General features: G+C 47.2%; 12 protein-coding genes. 4 read left to right on the top strand and 8 right to left on the bottom strand.

Features of this window, described 5'->3' with window-relative positions; genetic code table 11:
- The first annotated feature begins 80 nt into the window (after positions 1–80).
- The 3 genes from B5Z18_RS10840 (at position 81) to B5Z18_RS10830 (ending at position 3,961) form a co-directional block, all read left to right on the top strand.
- Positions 81–389: a hypothetical protein gene (locus tag B5Z18_RS10840; protein WP_143313549.1), complete on the top strand. Its 309-nt coding sequence runs from the start codon at positions 81–83 to the stop codon at positions 387–389.
- 67 nt (positions 390–456) lie between these two features.
- Complete coding sequence (locus B5Z18_RS10835) at positions 457–2,739, top strand: TonB-dependent receptor (protein WP_079470045.1); 2,283 nt, start codon at positions 457–459, stop codon at positions 2,737–2,739.
- Between the two features lie 4 nt (positions 2,740–2,743).
- The gene (locus B5Z18_RS10830) at positions 2,744–3,961 is read left to right on the top strand and encodes a sialidase family protein (RefSeq protein ID WP_079469361.1); all 1,218 of its coding nucleotides are present in this window, start codon (positions 2,744–2,746) and stop codon (positions 3,959–3,961) included.
- A gap of 84 nt (positions 3,962–4,045) precedes the next feature.
- Here the strand turns inward: B5Z18_RS10830 and B5Z18_RS32475 are convergent, their stop codons facing one another.
- The 8 genes from B5Z18_RS32475 to dprA form a co-directional block, all read right to left on the bottom strand.
- Positions 4,046–4,207 (bottom strand): hypothetical protein, encoded by a 162-nt coding sequence (locus B5Z18_RS32475; RefSeq protein ID WP_159454266.1) that lies wholly within the window; start codon positions 4,205–4,207, stop codon positions 4,046–4,048.
- A 136-nt stretch (positions 4,208–4,343) separates the two neighbouring features.
- Positions 4,344–5,099, bottom strand: coding sequence for an SDR family NAD(P)-dependent oxidoreductase (locus B5Z18_RS10825; RefSeq protein WP_079469360.1), 756 nt, complete (start codon positions 5,097–5,099; stop codon positions 4,344–4,346).
- 33 nt (positions 5,100–5,132) lie between these two features.
- The gene (locus B5Z18_RS10820; protein ID WP_159454265.1) at positions 5,133–6,959 is read right to left on the bottom strand and encodes a T9SS type B sorting domain-containing protein; all 1,827 of its coding nucleotides are present in this window, start codon (positions 6,957–6,959) and stop codon (positions 5,133–5,135) included.
- A 166-nt stretch (positions 6,960–7,125) separates the two neighbouring features.
- On the bottom strand, positions 7,126–9,744 hold the full coding sequence (locus tag B5Z18_RS10815; RefSeq protein ID WP_143313548.1) for a PKD domain-containing protein: 2,619 nt from the start codon (positions 9,742–9,744) through the stop codon (positions 7,126–7,128).
- Positions 9,745–9,761: 17 nt separating this feature from the next.
- Complete coding sequence (locus B5Z18_RS10810; protein WP_079469357.1) at positions 9,762–10,553, bottom strand: alpha/beta fold hydrolase; 792 nt, start codon at positions 10,551–10,553, stop codon at positions 9,762–9,764.
- The gene (gene lnt / locus B5Z18_RS10805) at positions 10,534–12,147 is read right to left on the bottom strand and encodes an apolipoprotein N-acyltransferase (RefSeq protein WP_079469356.1); all 1,614 of its coding nucleotides are present in this window, start codon (positions 12,145–12,147) and stop codon (positions 10,534–10,536) included. Before lnt ends, B5Z18_RS10810 begins: the two co-directional genes overlap by 20 nt.
- 110 nt (positions 12,148–12,257) lie before the next feature.
- A complete protein-coding gene (guaB, locus tag B5Z18_RS10800; protein WP_079469355.1) occupies positions 12,258–13,730 on the bottom strand; it encodes an IMP dehydrogenase in 1,473 nt (490 codons plus the stop codon).
- Positions 13,731–13,839: 109 nt separating this feature from the next.
- Positions 13,840–14,949 carry a DNA-processing protein DprA gene (gene dprA, locus B5Z18_RS10795; RefSeq protein ID WP_079470044.1) on the bottom strand — a complete coding sequence of 370 codons (1,110 nt, stop codon included), beginning with the start codon at positions 14,947–14,949 and terminating at the stop codon, positions 13,840–13,842.
- Between the two features lie 98 nt (positions 14,950–15,047).
- Between dprA and B5Z18_RS10790 the strand changes: the two genes are divergently transcribed.
- Entirely contained in the window at positions 15,048–15,848 is an 801-nt protein-coding gene (locus B5Z18_RS10790; protein ID WP_235015905.1) for a 5'-nucleotidase, lipoprotein e(P4) family, read from the top strand.
- The last annotated feature ends 170 nt before the right edge of the window (positions 15,849–16,018 follow it).

Here is a 16,018-nt window from a genome sequence, read left to right as displayed (position 1 = left end):
TTTACTAGGTTTGCGGCGTGAAAGGGCTTGGCATCATATGCATATTTCTGGGACTGCTGTTACAAAACTTCAGCAGGAGCGTGGTTTTTGTACAGTTTAAAGTAAACCAGTCCTATATCGCCAGCGTTCTCTGTGAAAATAAGAACAAGCCCCAGATGCACTGTAACGGCCGTTGTCATCTCAAAAAAGAACTCGACCGGGATGCCCAGCAGGATAAAAATAATAATAACGGGAAAGATAAATATGAGGTGATGTTCATTGAAACATTGCAAACCTTTCATACCACTCCACCCGTTAACCAGTCCGTATTCAACGCTTATTATAAGGCTCCCTGCCTCGATACACTTTCCCCATCCATCTTCCACCCACCGCAGTTGGTGTTAGTCTGAACCTGAAACTTATACTACCTGACTAACCCTGTTCGCCACCGGCGAACAGTTAATGACATATACATACATGAAACAATGTTGTTTACTCCTCATTGCTTGTATGGCTGTTGGTAACAGCTATGCACAGCAGATACATGGGCGCGTGGCAGATGCACAAACAAAAGAAGCCCTGCCGGGTGTGAACGTAAGACTATTGCATGCCGCCAACGGATGCAATACCAATGCACAGGGGAAATACGAATTAACAGCTGCTGCGGCAGACTCTATAGAAATATCCTACGTAGGATATGTACCCATGCAGTTACCTGCTGAAACAGCCGCTAACATGCCGGTGATCTACCTGCGCCAGAGCACTACCAGCCTGAATGAAATCATTGTATCCTCTTCGCGCGATAAGCAGCAGCGCTCGGAAGCGCCGGTGGCTATCAGCACCATTTCGGCCCAAACATTAAGTGAAACCAAAGCCACCACGCTGGATAAAGTGCTGAATAAAGTGAGTGGCGTATACATGGTAGACCTGGGCAACGAACAGCATACGATGGCGATCCGTCAGCCTATCGGTTATAAAAGCCTGTTCCTTTACCTGGAAGATGGGATCCCTATCAGAACTATCGGCGACTTTAATCACAACGCGCTCATTGAAATCAATATGGCCGCATTGAAAACAGTGGAAGTGATCCGTGGTCCGGCGTCTTCCCTGTATGGAAGCGAAGCGGTAGGTGGTGCAGTTAATTTTATCACCGCATCCCCAACGCTGGTGCCTACCGCCAGGATTCAACTGGAAGGCAGCAACCGGGGATATAAACGAACCGACTTCAGTGTATCCAATACCGTGAAAAAAATGGGTTTTGCGGTGAATGGTTACTATGCCAATCAAACCAATGGCTATATGGATCACAGCGATTTTCATAAACTGGCGCTCACCGCAAAAGTGGATTACCAGATCAATGAAAAGAATAAATGGACCAATGCCGCTACACTCATTAATTATAAAACAGATCAAACCGGTGGTTTGGACAGCATCCACTTCTTCGCAAAAGATTACCGCAGCTTTCAAACATTTACCTACCGGGAAGTAAAGGCATTACGCGTGCACAGCACGCTGGAACATGAATGGGATAACAGTAACCATACTACTTTCACCGCCTTCTTCCGTAATAATACTATCGGGCAAAATCCCTTTTATGCGATCAAGGATATAAGAGGTACCTTAAAAGCAAACGGACAAATCAACAGCGACGGCTTTAACAGTTATGGCATAATTGCGCAACACAAAAAACAATTCAGCTGGAAACAGGCCGCGCTCATTGCCGGTGTGAGCGCCGATTACAGTCCTGCTACCTACGTGGCCAATTATATTGATATTACAAAAGATGCTGCCGGTTATTACACCAGCTACCGGAACACAGATTCCCTGCTTACGGATTATCGTGTAGGATTACTCAACAGTGCCGTATATACACAATTTGAATTTTCACCGCTGCCGGAAATGAGGGTGGTAGCCGCTTTGCGTTATGATCGGATGGATTATAATTTTGAAAATCATCTCGCCCCTTCGGCGTATACCGGCGCACCCAGTGAGCGGAATAATTTTAATGCGCTTACACCTAAGCTGGGCTTTACTTACAATCTCGGTAAAAACCGTGGACTGTATGCAAATTACAGTGTAGGTTTTGCGCCTCCCAATATTTCAGAATTGTACACAGGCGTGAAGGTGCCGGTGCTGAAATCAGCTACGTATCAGAACTATGAAGCCGGTGGCTGGTTTGCATTTGCACAGCAAAAAGGTTATGCTGATCTGAGTATTTACCGCATGAATGGCAGCAACGAAATTATCAGTGTAAGAAATGCGGATGGTGTGTATGAAAACCGGAATACCGGCGCTACTACACACAGCGGGGTAGAGTGGAACGTAAAGTACACACCACTGCGCAGCCTGTTGATCCGTACCAGTGGTACTTACGCGGAACATATTTTTAAAGCCTATGCAGATGGTAGTAAAGTGTACAACAACAACCAAATGAGTGGTGCGCCCAAATGGATCACGAATACAGAAGTTACCTGGAAACCAGCGCTGTTAAATGGTTTCAGGCTGGGCGCCGAATGGCAGCATATCAGTAAGTATTATATGGACCCTGCCAATACTTCTTTGTATAACGGGTATAACCTGTTTAATGCCAGGGCAGGATATGCTTATAAAGGATTTGAGTGCTGGCTGAACTGCATGAATATAGGCGATCAGTTGTATGCCACTACTGCAGAAAAATCTGCCTATGGCAAAACTTACAGGGTAGGCCCGCGTCAGACTTTCAACTTAGGCGTGGCGTATACATTTACCGGTAAAAAATAAACAGATGAAGCAAGCAGCAGTATGGATAGCAATGATGATGGGAGTTGCCGCGTGCCAGCCGCGTACATTACAACCAGGTAAGGCAGTAGTGGTATCGCATACAGGAAAAGATGCATCCTGTCCTTTTATTACAAAGGATGCTGATGGCCGTCCGGTGATCAGCTGGGTGGAAACAAACAGTAATGCAGATACCGGTTTGATGTATTATGCGGTATCTAACGATGATGGGTATACGTTTTCTGAACCGGTGGTTATTCCTGCTTCTGCGGGCGTATATCCGCATGATGAAAATTTACCTAAGCTGTTGTTTAAACCCGGTGGTACTGTGATCGCGCTCTTTGGTGTGGAAGCCAATGATCCGCGGAATAAGTATGCGGGCAAGGTAATGTATACACAGTCGTTCGACGATGGTAAAACGTGGCAGCCCGCTCTGCCGCTGGTAACGGATACCGCCGGGTACGACCAGCGGTATTTTGATATGGCCTTATTGCCGGGAGGAGAGGCTGCTGCTATCTGGCTGGACAACCGGAAGGATACTAACGCAGAAGGCTCTACGCTTTACTTCGCCACCACCGCCGGGCGTAATGGTTTTCAACATGCTGTCCCTGTGGCTTCCACCATTTGCCAGTGCTGCCGCACAAAAATGTATGTCGCAGAAAATGGCAATATTCACCTGGCCTACCGCGATATCATCAACGACTCTATCCGTGATATGGTACACCAGGTATCTGCAGATGGTGGCCGTACCTTTTCTGCTCCCGTGCGTATCAGTGCAGATAACTGGGTGGTAAATGGATGCCCGCATACGGGACCAACACTTACCGCCAACAGCACGGGGCTGCACTTTGCCTGGTTTACAATGGGCGGCGGACAAGGTGCTTTCTATTGCCGTTCTGTTGATAACGGCAACACCTATACGCAAAAGGAGTCGCTGAGTAAGTCGCCTATGGCAAAGCATCCGCAAATGACTACCATAGCAGATCATATCATGATTGTGTGGGATGAACCGGTAAAGTGGAAGGGCGATTTCAACAGCAGAATAGGCTTTCAGTATAAAGCGGCAGATGGAAAAACGATGGAAGCAGGTGTTCTTACTGCGGACAGCACTTATGCTAATTTCCCGGTGATCAGCGGAGTAAAGGATAATAAAACGTTGGTAGCTTATAAAAGAAGGGCAGGCAATAAGAGTGAAGTAGTGGTAAGCCTGTTAAGTATGCCATAAAATAATTTTGGGATTTAGCTGTTTGTTTCCCGGAATCAATAAAAGGAAATCAAATAACTAAATCCCAAAATTCAAAAACTTGTTTCAGCTATAACCCAGGGAAAAGCCCTTTTGTCCGGCCCAATCTTTACGCGATGCCCAACGGCCATAATTGCCTTTCCGGGAGTTACCGAAATAGAAGCGCCAGCCTTCTTTCCACCGGGGATAGTACAGACGCAGCAAATACATAGTCATAAATGTAAGCATAGGGATATGGTTTCATGTTTAGGATAGTCTTAGTTCTGACAGCATTGGCATAGATTTTCTGCGAAACGGTACAGGAAATATATAAATGTTTCCAAATATAAAGACTATCATCCAGCAATGAAATCACATCTATGTGTTATTTTTTATCTATGTAATATGCGTTGGCCTGTTGTAAAGGCGTCATTACCAGGTCGTTGATGCAAACATGCGGTGGAAGCGATGTGCAGTAGTATACTACGTCTGCTACATCCTGGGCGGTTAAAGGAATAAATCCTTTGTACACTTCTTTCGCTTTATCTTCATCTCCTTTAAATCTCACCATCGAAAATTCGGTTTCAGCGGCGCCGGGGTGAATAGCGGTTACTTTTATACGGTAAGGCAGCAAATCAATACGCATACCCTGGGAAATGGCATCTACCGCCGCTTTGGTGGCACAATACACATTGCCTTTGGCATATACCAGCTTGGCGGCAGTGGAACCGATATTGATAATATGGCCCATTGTGCGGGAGCGCATCCACGGAATAACGGTGCGCGACACATAGAGGAGTCCTTTTACATTGGTGTCTATCATGGCATCCCAATCGTCCGTGCTGCCTTCGTCGATGGTGCTTAAACCGGCCGCAAGCCCGGCATTGTTCACGAGGATATCAATTTTGCGCCAATCTTCCGGAATAGTGCCTAAAACGGCTTTTACTTCTTCCTCTTTTCTTACATCAAAATTCAATGCCAGTACATTGATGCCAAATTCCTGCGTCAACTGGGTTTGCAATGCTTCGAGCCTTTCTTTCCGGCGACCGGTAATAATCACATCATAACCTTTGCCGGCGTAAGTAATAGCGCATGCCTGACCAAAACCGGCCGTTGCACCAGTGATAAGAACAATTCCCATGAGTGGTTATTTTTTTATGCAATTTACTAAGGATCAGCGGACCAGCGTCACAGTTCCTTTTTTAAGGATCTCTTTTCCATTGAAATCTGTGCCCTGCAGTATCCAGATATAGGTATCTACAGGCGCCGGCATCCCTTTGAAGGTACCGTCCCAGCCAACGCGGAAATTTGTGGAGGAGTAAATTTCCGTTCCCCACCGGTTGAAGATCCGGAAGAAGGTATAGGTAGTAATGCCCACTGGAATAAACCGGAAGTAATCGTTCAGCCCGTCGCCATTGGGTGAAAATGCGTTGGGGATGTACATGTCGGGGCCGGTGTAATATTTTACATGTACCGAGTCGAAGCCAAAACAGCCCTGCTGATTGGATACGCGCAGCGCAAAAGAGATATCCTTGTTATAGGTTAGCACCGGCTGCGCAATGTTGGGGTTATCAAGTCCGTCGGCCGGCGACCAGGAATAAAATTCCCCGCCGCTGCCCTGCATCACCATTTGCTGTCCTTTTGCCAGGATGGTATCGTTGCCTGCAAACGGATTTACCTCGTAAATCCTGATGTTTTTGCTTACAGTTTTTACGCATTGTTTATCCGTCAGCAACGTCAGCGAAATCGTATATACGTCACCTTTAGGAAAAGTATATCTCATAGATCGTTGTGAACCAGGTGTAACCACACTGTCCAGCAACCCCAGATCCCAGACGTGCCCGGTAATATTTCCATACAGATAGGAAGAGGTATCGTTGAACTGAACGGGATCACCTTTGCAGTACCCGGTGGTGGTGAAGCCTGCCGTTAATCCGGGATAGTTAAATATTTCCCCTTCGGAGCTATCGGTGCAGGCCAGTCCGGGGTTAACCACCATCTTTACTTTGTATACACCGGTGTCCGGATACTGGTGGTAGAACATTGTTTTTGTATCGGTGAGGGTATCGGTACCATCACCAAAGGTCCAGTAATAGGTAGATGTAAAACCGGCTACGCTGGAATTGGTAATAGGAACGTGTAAAGAAGGGTCTTCTGTACAGTTATTCAGCACCGGTGGAAAAATGGCAGTGATTTTTGTCTGGCAGTTAAATACGGTCAGTAAAATATCCTTGCTGTGGGTGCCGAGGAACTGTTTGGTTACCGGGTCATATTCATTTACACATACCGTTACTACATACTTTCCCTGCAGGTTGGGTGTACAGGTAATCAATCCTTTGGAAGAAATAGAAATCCCCGGGTTACCGCCCATCGGGTTATTGCCTGAATAAGGTGGGATATAGCTTACGGTTGCATTATAGGGCGGCGGTGTGGTGGAGTTGCTTTCATTGGCGCTGGAGCCGTCTGTTAATGCGCTGCAAAGGTTATAGGTCAGGCTGTCGCCGTCTTCGTCATAGGCAGCGTAATCCAGGCTAAACGGCATGGCATTGCAGATGACAATAGCAGTATCCCGGTCGAAGTACGCACTGTTATTATTGGGCCTCGATTCTATTCCCGGTATCACGGTATAATAGGTAGATCCTTCGTGTTCAGAATCATAGATATTACTCAGTTTTTCGCCCCGGCAGCAGCGTTGGGAGGAAACATAATATCCTCCAACAACGGGTGGCAGTTCGATGGTAGCGGTATAAAAAGCCACTTCAAGGTGTTGGGCCTGTGGTGCAAGACAAGGGTTTTTCAGGGTATCTATCAGCGGACGGGTAAAAGCAATGTAGAGGTAAACGGAGGATAAAACTTTGGAACCATTGGAAGTAAATACGTTAGCAGTAACCGGGTTCTCAAATCTGTCAATACAACCTTGACGGTCGCCACAGGTAAAATCTGCGTCGCGGTATAACTTGAGAGTGATGAGATAACGGTAGCGGGAGTTATCCTCAGTCATTCCTAATGTTTTATAAAAAATTTCGCCACCAATGATATGATATCCAGCCGCAAAAACAGGGAACAAACAGCAGCTCAATATCAGTAAAACTGCTCTCTTCATGATGGGGGATACTGCTCTCTGAATTTAACAAAAAAAGAGCATATACGGTTCAATCCGGCCAACTTTATCTTACAAGTGTGACGGTCCCCTTACGTTGAACTGTATTATTGTTAATATCTTTTCCCTGAACTACCCAAACATAGGTACCTACTGCAGCAATACTGCCGTTAACAGTTCCATCCCATCCCTTGAGATACGCCGTACTGGAGAACATTAGCTTACCCCAGCGATCAAACACCCGGAAGAATTCCATCTGCACAATGCCCACCGGCAACGGACGGAATACATCATTTAAACCATCCCCGTTGGGTGAGAATGCGTTAGGTATATAAATATCCGGTCCTTTGATAAAGCGTACAAAAATGTTGTCGGTACCGGAACAACCTTCCTGCGTATAGGCGGTAACGGTATATGTGATATCACGGTTATATGTAGTTACCGGGTTATAAATATTGCGGCTGTTTAATCCATCCGGCGGAGTCCAGGTATATCGTACGCCCCCGGTAGCATTCAGCTGGAATGGTGTGTTCAGCATAATAATGGTATCGTTGCCGGCAAAGGCATTTACCTTAGGCACCACTTTTACTAACGCGGTGGCAGTAACCGGTTTAGGACATCCCAGTGTATCCGTTACCGTTACTGTAAACAGGGTAGTGTCCGGGGGATGGGCCAATGTAACTGCCGATGTGGATTTATCCACATAATAGGCCGGCGTCCACTTATAGTAAGCGCCTCCTGTGGCACGCAGCGTAAGCGGAATACCAAAGCAAACAGTGGTATCAGGAGCAGCAGTAGCCCTCGGTGGATCCACCACTTTGAGTGTAACGGTATCGGCTGAACGACATTTGCCCAGCGCTACCTGGATCTCATAACTTTGTTTGGGAGGAGTGGGTGTTACATACGCATCCGCCAGTAATGATACTACCTGGTTGCGGTCCAGGTCCGTCCAGCGGTAGGTATACGTTCCATCTGTAACCGATGGCAAATGAACCTCATCACTGGTACACACGGTGCTGTCGGAAATCGTTTTCACCCGGATGGTATCTCTCACATCTACCTTTACATCTTTAAAATTGGTACAACCCTGTGTATCCGTAAATGTTACCTTGTAAACAGACGACTTCGGCGGAAATACAATGGCATTGGGCGTATTGGGATTCAGGATAAAATAATTATCCGGCGTCCAGGAATAAGAACCGGGAAGTGTGCTGCCTGCACGCATCTGCAAACTGTCCTTTGCACAAAGTAACGTATCGTTGGTAGCAGTGAATGGCGGCTTATCATAAATCACCAGCGGCTGTGTAATGGTCTGCTCACATCCTTTTACATTGCGGGCATACAGCTTTACATTATAAGTGCCGGGTGTGGTATATGTATAAGGCGGGTTCGCTAAATTGGAAGTATCCCCGTTGCCAAAATCCCATTTGTAATAAGCAATGCCACCGGCATCTGACCGGGTGGGAGCAGAATTGAATTTTGTTTCTTTATTCACGCAGGCGCCTGCGGTAGTAAATGCCGGCTTGAATACCGGGTACGCATATACGATAGCAATGGCGCTGTCGCCGCAATTGCTCGCTTTATCTACATAAAGTTTTACGGTATAGGTACCTTGTTGTGCATAGGTATGCTGAATAGGATTGGCAGTATTGGTATCCAATGTGGTGCCATCTCCAAAGTCCCATTGATAGGGCTTTCCGAGCGTACTGTTATTGGTGAAGGTTACGGTTAAGCTGCTGCAGTCTGCATATTTTTCGGGCATGGCAGCGGTGGCCTGTTTCACGCAGGAGGTGATGTTGATATGAAAATCTTTCCGCAATGTTCCGATCTTTTGTCCTCTGCGGAATTCATTCACACACACTGTTACCACATATTTACCTGCCGCCGGCGCCACACCGGAAATAATACCGGTATGCGGATCTATGGTAACGGTAGATCCCAGCGGACTGCTGCCACTGAATGGCGATACATAGCTGGCGAAGCTGTACGGCGGTGCGTCCGCCGCAGGCGGAACATTTCCTTCACTGGTTTTGCCGCCTTTATAAGCGTCGCAGAACTCATAGCTGAGAGAATCTGCATCCGGGTCTGTCGCAGAAAAATCGTAGGTGAATTTTTTGTCTGCACAAACAAGGGTGGCTTCTTCTTTATTAAAAACCGGGCTTGAATTATTGGTAGCGCCGGAGTTGCTGCCGGGAATATCGGCATAGTAAGTTGCGCCCGTGCCGAGGTCGCCGGGACGGCCGCCTGGAATAGGTTCTGCCACTATATTTTCCATGTACGGATCACGGCAGCAGCTCTGGAAAGCAATGGTATAACCGGCGGCATTCACCGGAATGGTAATCGTAGTGGTGTAAGTTCCTATCTGGTAACAGATCACTGGTGGGTTAACGATACACGGATCTATCTTCGCAAGATTTTTTACTTCAAAGTTGGTACGCGTGATCTGGTATTGGGCTATCTGCCGGTAAGTGCTCCTGTCAAAAGAAGAAAGTATAACAGCGGTGGGCATTTTGGCAATCCGCTCCCCATCGCCGCAAATGCGGTATAATTTCAGTGTGATGGAATATTGAAGGTTATTCCCACTCTGCCCGAGAAACTTATAATATACCTGTCCGCCTATGATATGACTGGCCTGCGCCACCAGGGCGCACACCATGCATAGCAGGATGACAAGAAGTTTTTTCACAACAGGTGTTTTTTAGATTATAGTTGACAAAATGCTATAAACTGTTCCAATATCACATTGCTCTCTTCCGCTATTTCCCACATGCCCATGTGGCCCACGTTTTCAAAAATATGTATACTGCTGACCGGGGGTAAAGTTATCTGAGGTAGCACATTATCCAGCGGCACTGCATTATCATCTTTCCCGATCATAAATAACACCGGCGCGCGGAGGGTTTTCAATACTCCTGTCCGGTCCGGCCTCACTGCCATTGCTTCGTAATACGCTACCAGGGCGGGAAGCTGGCATTCCATGCCCAGTTTTACATAGGCGTCTATCAATTTGTTGTGTTTACTTTTGGTAGCAGGACTAAACATATTCGGCAATGTTTGCCGTAGAAATGTTTCTGCTCCATATTGTTCCATCATCCGGATGGATTTGCGTCTTCCTTCTTTTTTCTCTTCACTGTCTGCTTTCGCGGTAGAATGAAAGAGGCCGAGTCCTTTCAACAGCGCCGGATACTTTTCCGCCAGCGCCAGTGCAATGTAGCCACCCATAGAGTGACCGATAATAACTGCTTCACTGATGTTTTCTGCTAACAGGATGGCATATACGTACTCCGCCATAGATTCAATGGTAAGTGGAGTAGTAAGCGGCGATAATGCGGTTCCGGGTAAATCAGGGATAATAATCCGGTAATGCTCTTTTAGTCGCGTTGTTTGGTTGTCCCAAAGCGTGGCATTTTCTGAAAAACCGTGTATAAGCACTATCGTTGCACCTTTGCCTTCGTCAAGCCAGGTGATGTTTCCGTTATTGATTGATTTCCGCATGTCTTAAGCCGGGAATAAATCGTGAAATAAAAGCATGTACCACTAACAAGATACAAAATATTAGTGCTGCTTTGGAAACCAGGTCACCATTTTTTACATAGAACGTAATACCTGCCTCCGGTGTTACAGTTGCTTTAAAAACAGCTTCTTTCCAATAGGGCTGCGGCTGATGGACGTTCCCCGATGGGTCTATCACGGCCGATATACCGGTATTGGCACACCGGGCTATCCAGCGCCGGGTTTCAATGGCGCGGATCCGGGCATACTGTAAATGCTGCCGGTGTCCTTCGGTGTTTCCCCACCATCCGTCGTTGGTTATAATGACTAATAAATTAGCACCGGGTTTAATATGGGTGGCCATGTAATTGCTAAACACAGATTCATAACAGATTACAGGAAATACGTTGATGCTGTCCTGCGGATTGGTGAACATTTCCACACCCGGCATCCTGCCATAACTACCTGAGATACCGCCAAAATCCAGCGCAACGCTCTGCATAAACGATAAATAACCTACATAGGGCACCAGTTCGGCGCCGGGCACCAGCTCATATTTGTGATACACCTGGATATTGCGGGATGTATCTACCTGTATGGCGCTATTGTAGGCATCCCAACGGGTGCCGTCATTCATGGTCCGGGCGGTATTGGGTATTTCATCGGTAGTAGTGTAGCGTTTCATGGTAGCTGCACCGCTGATGAGCTTTGCCTTCGGGTATTTACGCAGCATTTCACGGACAGCGATAATTTCCGGCTGATAGTTCAGCTCATGTTCCCATGCTCCCTGTGGGAACAATGCCGTTTCCGGCCATATAATATAACGGGTATTGCTATCCGCTTTTTCTTCAGTGAGATGTAAAAATTTGCCAAGCTGCTCCATCGCCGATCCGGCGCTGAACTTTTCATCATAGGGATCTATATTCGGCTGCACAATCACGATCTCTGTTTTCCGGGCAGGGTTATCTGCCGGTGCAGATATAAAGGCAGAAATAATCAGCGGTAACCCAATCACCAGCAGGGGCTTCCAGCTTTCTCCCAACAGGATCTGTTTCCAGGTAAAATCGTATAGGCGGGCCCGTTTCCATACATTGTAAATAACAACGTTGGCTAACAACACCCAGAAAGTACCTCCGCTGGTACCGGTATACTCATACCACTGGATCCATCCCGGCCGCAGCGCAAAGGCATGGCCAAGCACCAGCCACGGCCAGCTGAATTCCCAGGTCTGATGAATGTATTCAAACGTTAACCAATATACGATCAAGGCAAAATAAGACACTGACTCCGGCAATTTCCGCTTCGTATTTTTGAAACCCAGCCAGGGAATACTCATCAGCAGGGCGTTGAAGCAATTGGCAAAAACACCGCTCAGCGGAAGGGTGGTATTGCCCACCCACCAGGTGGATGCTACGTTCCAAACGAGGAAAGCCAGGAAAAGAAGACCAAAATATTTCCAGCGGTGCTGCACCTTATCGCTGATATACAATAAGGGCGTAAAGGCGATGAAAATAAGCGGGGTAAGCGGCAGGGTGGGCCAGGCAAGCCAGCAAATCAAACCACTCAATATACTCAGCAACAGGTAAGGCTTCTTCATTTAAGCATTGCGGATTATGAATTACGAATTACGACGAAGATAAGCGCGGAATTACTGAAAACAAAAACGCCCGGTACTTTCATACCAGGCGTTTGTATTTAAAGTGTTGCTTATCTGCTGTAGTTAGGTGCTTCCTTTGTGATCACCACATCATGCGGGTGGTTTTCCTTTACGGTAGCAGCCGTAATTTTTACAAACTGCGCTCCCTGTAATGCTTTGATATCTTTGGAACCGGTAAGACCCATACCAGCCCTTAAACCACCTACAAATTGCTGTACTATTTCAGACAACATGCCTTTGTATGGAACACGGCCTACGATACCTTCCGGTACCAGTTTCTTGATATCATCTTCATCCTGGAAGTAACGGTCTTTACTACCTTCCTGCATGGCTTCGATAGAACCCATACCACGGTAAGATTTGAATTTACGTCCTTCGTAAATGATCGTTTCCCCGGGGCTTTCTTCCACTCCTGCAAAAATAGATCCTGCCATGATGGTAGAAGCGCCAGCGGCAAGGGCTTTCACCATGTCGCCGGTATAACGGATACCACCATCTGCAATTACCGGGATACCCAGTTTCTTCAATGCATCAGCGGCTTCCATTACAGCGGAAAGTTGCGGGAAACCTGCTCCTGTAACGATACGGGTAGTACAGATAGAACCAGGTCCTACACCTACTTTTACTGCATCGGCTCCTGCCTGTGCCAGTGCCAGTGCGCCTTCTGCGGTAGCTACGTTACCTGCAATCACCTGCAGTTTAGGGAATGTTTTCTTTAATTTCTTCAGGTTGTTCAATACGGCAATAGAATGACCGTGGGAGCTATCCAGGCAAACCACATCCACACCTACATTGATCAAAGCCTGTGCGCGTTCCAGCAAATCGGCAGTAATACCTAATGCTGCACCCACCAGTAAACGGCCAAATTCGTCTTTTACTGCATTGGGGTAGCTGGTCAGCTGAAGGATGTCACGGTAAGTGATCAATCCTGCCAGTTTGCCCTGCTTGTTAACAACCGGTAATTTTTCGATTTTATATTGCTGGAGAATTTTTTCTGCCTTTTTCAGGTCAGTGCCTTCCGGAGCAGTGATCAGGTTTTCGCTGGTCATTACTTCTTTTACAAGGCGTTTTTTATTTTTTTCAAACCGTAAGTCCCTGTTTGTCAGGATGCCTACTAGTTTGTTGTGGTCATCAATGATGGGAATACCGCCGATACCGTTTTCTTTCATCAGTCGCAGCGCTTCTCCGATGGTAGCATCCACCTTCAGCGTAACGGGATCAATGATCATTCCGCTTTCGCTGCGCTTTACACGTCTTACCATTTCGGCTTGCCGTTCGATGCTCATGTTCTTGTGGAGAATACCTATTCCGCCTTCCCTCGCCAGCGCAATCGCCAGCGTTGCTTCTGTAACAGTATCCATCGCTGCAGATACCATTGGTATATTCAGACGTATGTTTTTTGTTAATTGCGTAGAGAGATTTACTTCTTTAGGCAGAACTTCAGAGTAGGCCGGTACCAGGAGCACATCATCGAATGTAAGTCCGTCAGCTACAAATTTGGGTTTAGATTTTCCCGCAGGCATGATGCAACTATTAATCAGTTAAAAAATAATTGCACGCAAATGTACACCTAATTACCCAATAAATAAAATAATCACTCTCCACCGGGCCCGCCCGGTTGTTAATAAATCATTAACAAACCAGCTCGTAAAGCTGTCCGGGTAAGCTTCTGAGCACACTTTGCATTTCCAGGTTGAACACGGCGGTGGCTACCTGGCTCCCGGATAAACGGGTTTGCAGGTACAATTCTTCGAGGTGCCGCTGCGATTTTTCCCGGAAAAGCGACATAATCAGCTGTTCGTCCTCGCCTAACTCCGGAAATAACCCAGGCTGCACCACCGGAGCCTTGCCGGCAGCGGTTTTCTCCTGCCAGCCCATGAGTGCCAGCACATCTTCGGGGCCTGTGAGCAGGGCGGCTTTGTTTTGTTTGATCAGGTAGTTACAGCCGGCAGACTGGGGATCATGAAGCCTGCCGGGAATACAAAACACATCGCGGTTGTAGCCATTGGCCAGATCCGCTGTAATCAGCGATCCGCCGCGCATCCCGCTTTCTATCACTATAGTGGCGTCGCAGATCCCGGCCACGATCCGGTTCCGCTTGGGAAAGTTTTGCCGGTCGGGCATGGTTTGGCTCGGGAAGTCGGTGAGCAGTCCGCCCTGCTCCAGCATTTGCACTGCCACCTGTTTATGCGCCGGCGGATAGATCCGGTCCAGCCCGTGTGCCAGCACCCCGATAGTAGGTATTTGGGCTTTTAAGGCCGTTTTATGGGCAATGATGTCAATACCATAGGCCAAACCACTCACAATGGTAATCCCCGCCTCAGAGAGTCCTTTAACCAATGTTTCGCAAACACTCTTTCCGTAGGCGGAAGGATGCCGCGTGCCCACAATATTGATCATCCGCATGGCATTCAGCGAAGCGTTGCCTTTGTAATACAACATCGCCGGATTGTCGTAGCAATGAAGCAATCGCTGCGGATACGCCGGGTCTGTACAAAATAATGGCTGTATCCTGTACTTCTCCATAAAACTGATTTCATTTTCTATCTCCGCAAAATCACGGAAATTACGGATAGCGGCGGCCCTGATGGCGCCTACCGTTTCAATTCTTTCCAGCTCCTGTTTCCGCGCGTTGAAAATATTACCGGCGCTGCCGAAATGCTCCAGCAGTTTTTTTACAATTACATCGCCGATCAGGGGAATACGGGTTAATGCCAGTTGATACATGAGTTCCTGGGGCATAACAAACAATATTTCCGCATAATTTACAATTTTCCCGCGGCACTTTTTCTGCACAGCATGAATTATTTTTGCAGCTACCAACGGATATTTTTATGAAGATGAAATGGATACTGACAGGCGTAATGGCAGCAGGATTGTTTGCCTGTAAAACTACCCGGCCCGTAGCAGAAAAGAACACCGGATCTCAACTGATTCCCGGTGGGCCGGCATGGGCCGCACTATGGCAGCAACAGTCCGGCGAATACAAGGCATTGTGCCTGCAGGCATACCAACTGGCTGCGCTCCGCCTCGATCAATACCTCGCCGCCAAAGGCAGCAAACCACTGGCAGTAGTTACAGACATCGACGAAACCGTGTTGGATAACAGCCCCTACTCTGTGCACCAGGCATTGGCAGGTAAAACCTACGATGATAAAAGCTGGATGGAATGGACCGCCAAAGTCGCCGCAGACACCGTTCCCGGCGCACCTTCCTTTTTTAAGTATGCAGCTTCCAAAGGCGTAAAAGTATTTTATATCACCAACAGGGCCGAAAGCGAAAGAGCCGTTACCTTGCAAAACCTGCAGCGCTACCAGTTCCCCGATGCTGATGATCAGCACCTGCTGCTGAAAACCACTACCTCCGGCAAAGAACCCCGCCGGCAACAGGTATTGCAGCAGTATGAAATTGTAATGCTGTTTGGCGATAACCTCGGCGACTTCTCCGCTACGTTCGACAAAAAACCTTTTGAAGAAAGAAATACAGCGGTGTTACAGGCAACCTCCAACTTCGGCAGCCGGTATATTGTATTGCCCAATCCCATGTATGGCGACTGGGAAGGAGCATTGTACAACTTCCAGTATAAATTAACCACGCAGCAAAAAGATTCTATTCTGCAAAGCAGGTTGCGCAACTACTAATATGCGAAGGGATCAACGCGTAGGTTGTCTTTTTCAGGATTAAACTGATTAGACTGATTTAGGGATTTGATCACTTTTGATTATAACTGATTAGGGGAGATATAAGCGGGTATTCGCTTATATCTCCCCTAATCAGTTATAATCATTTATAAAATCCAAAAAGTAAAATC

Origin of the sequence: Chitinophaga ginsengisegetis (genome assembly GCF_900168065.1) — a bacterium.
Classification (GTDB): Bacteria; Bacteroidota; Bacteroidia; order Chitinophagales; family Chitinophagaceae; genus Chitinophaga; species Chitinophaga ginsengisegetis.
The sequence above is the reverse complement of the archived record's forward strand: the minus strand, read 5'-3'. Positions and strand labels throughout refer to the sequence as shown.

Bases quoted from the DNA above. Each gene is read 5' to 3' on its own strand.
- B5Z18_RS10835 (WP_079470045.1), top strand. From the start codon at position 457: ATGAAACAATGTTGTTTACTCCTCATTGCTTGTATGGCTGTTGGTAAC.
- B5Z18_RS10830 (WP_079469361.1), top strand. From the start codon at position 2,744: ATGAAGCAAGCAGCAGTATGGATAGCAATGATGATGGGAGTTGCCGCG.
- B5Z18_RS32475 (WP_159454266.1), bottom strand. From the start codon at position 4,207: ATGCTTACATTTATGACTATGTATTTGCTGCGTCTGTACTATCCCCGG.
- B5Z18_RS10825 (WP_079469360.1), bottom strand. From the start codon at position 5,099: ATGGGAATTGTTCTTATCACTGGTGCAACGGCCGGTTTTGGTCAGGCA.
- B5Z18_RS10820 (WP_159454265.1), bottom strand. From the start codon at position 6,959: ATGACTGAGGATAACTCCCGCTACCGTTATCTCATCACTCTCAAGTTA.
- B5Z18_RS10810 (WP_079469357.1), bottom strand. From the start codon at position 10,553: ATGCGGAAATCAATCAATAACGGAAACATCACCTGGCTTGACGAAGGC.
- lnt (WP_079469356.1), bottom strand. From the start codon at position 12,147: ATGAAGAAGCCTTACCTGTTGCTGAGTATATTGAGTGGTTTGATTTGC.
- guaB (WP_079469355.1), bottom strand. From the start codon at position 13,730: ATGCCTGCGGGAAAATCTAAACCCAAATTTGTAGCTGACGGACTTACA.
- dprA (WP_079470044.1), bottom strand. From the start codon at position 14,949: ATGCCCCAGGAACTCATGTATCAACTGGCATTAACCCGTATTCCCCTG.
- B5Z18_RS10790 (WP_235015905.1), top strand. From the start codon at position 15,048: ATGAAATGGATACTGACAGGCGTAATGGCAGCAGGATTGTTTGCCTGT.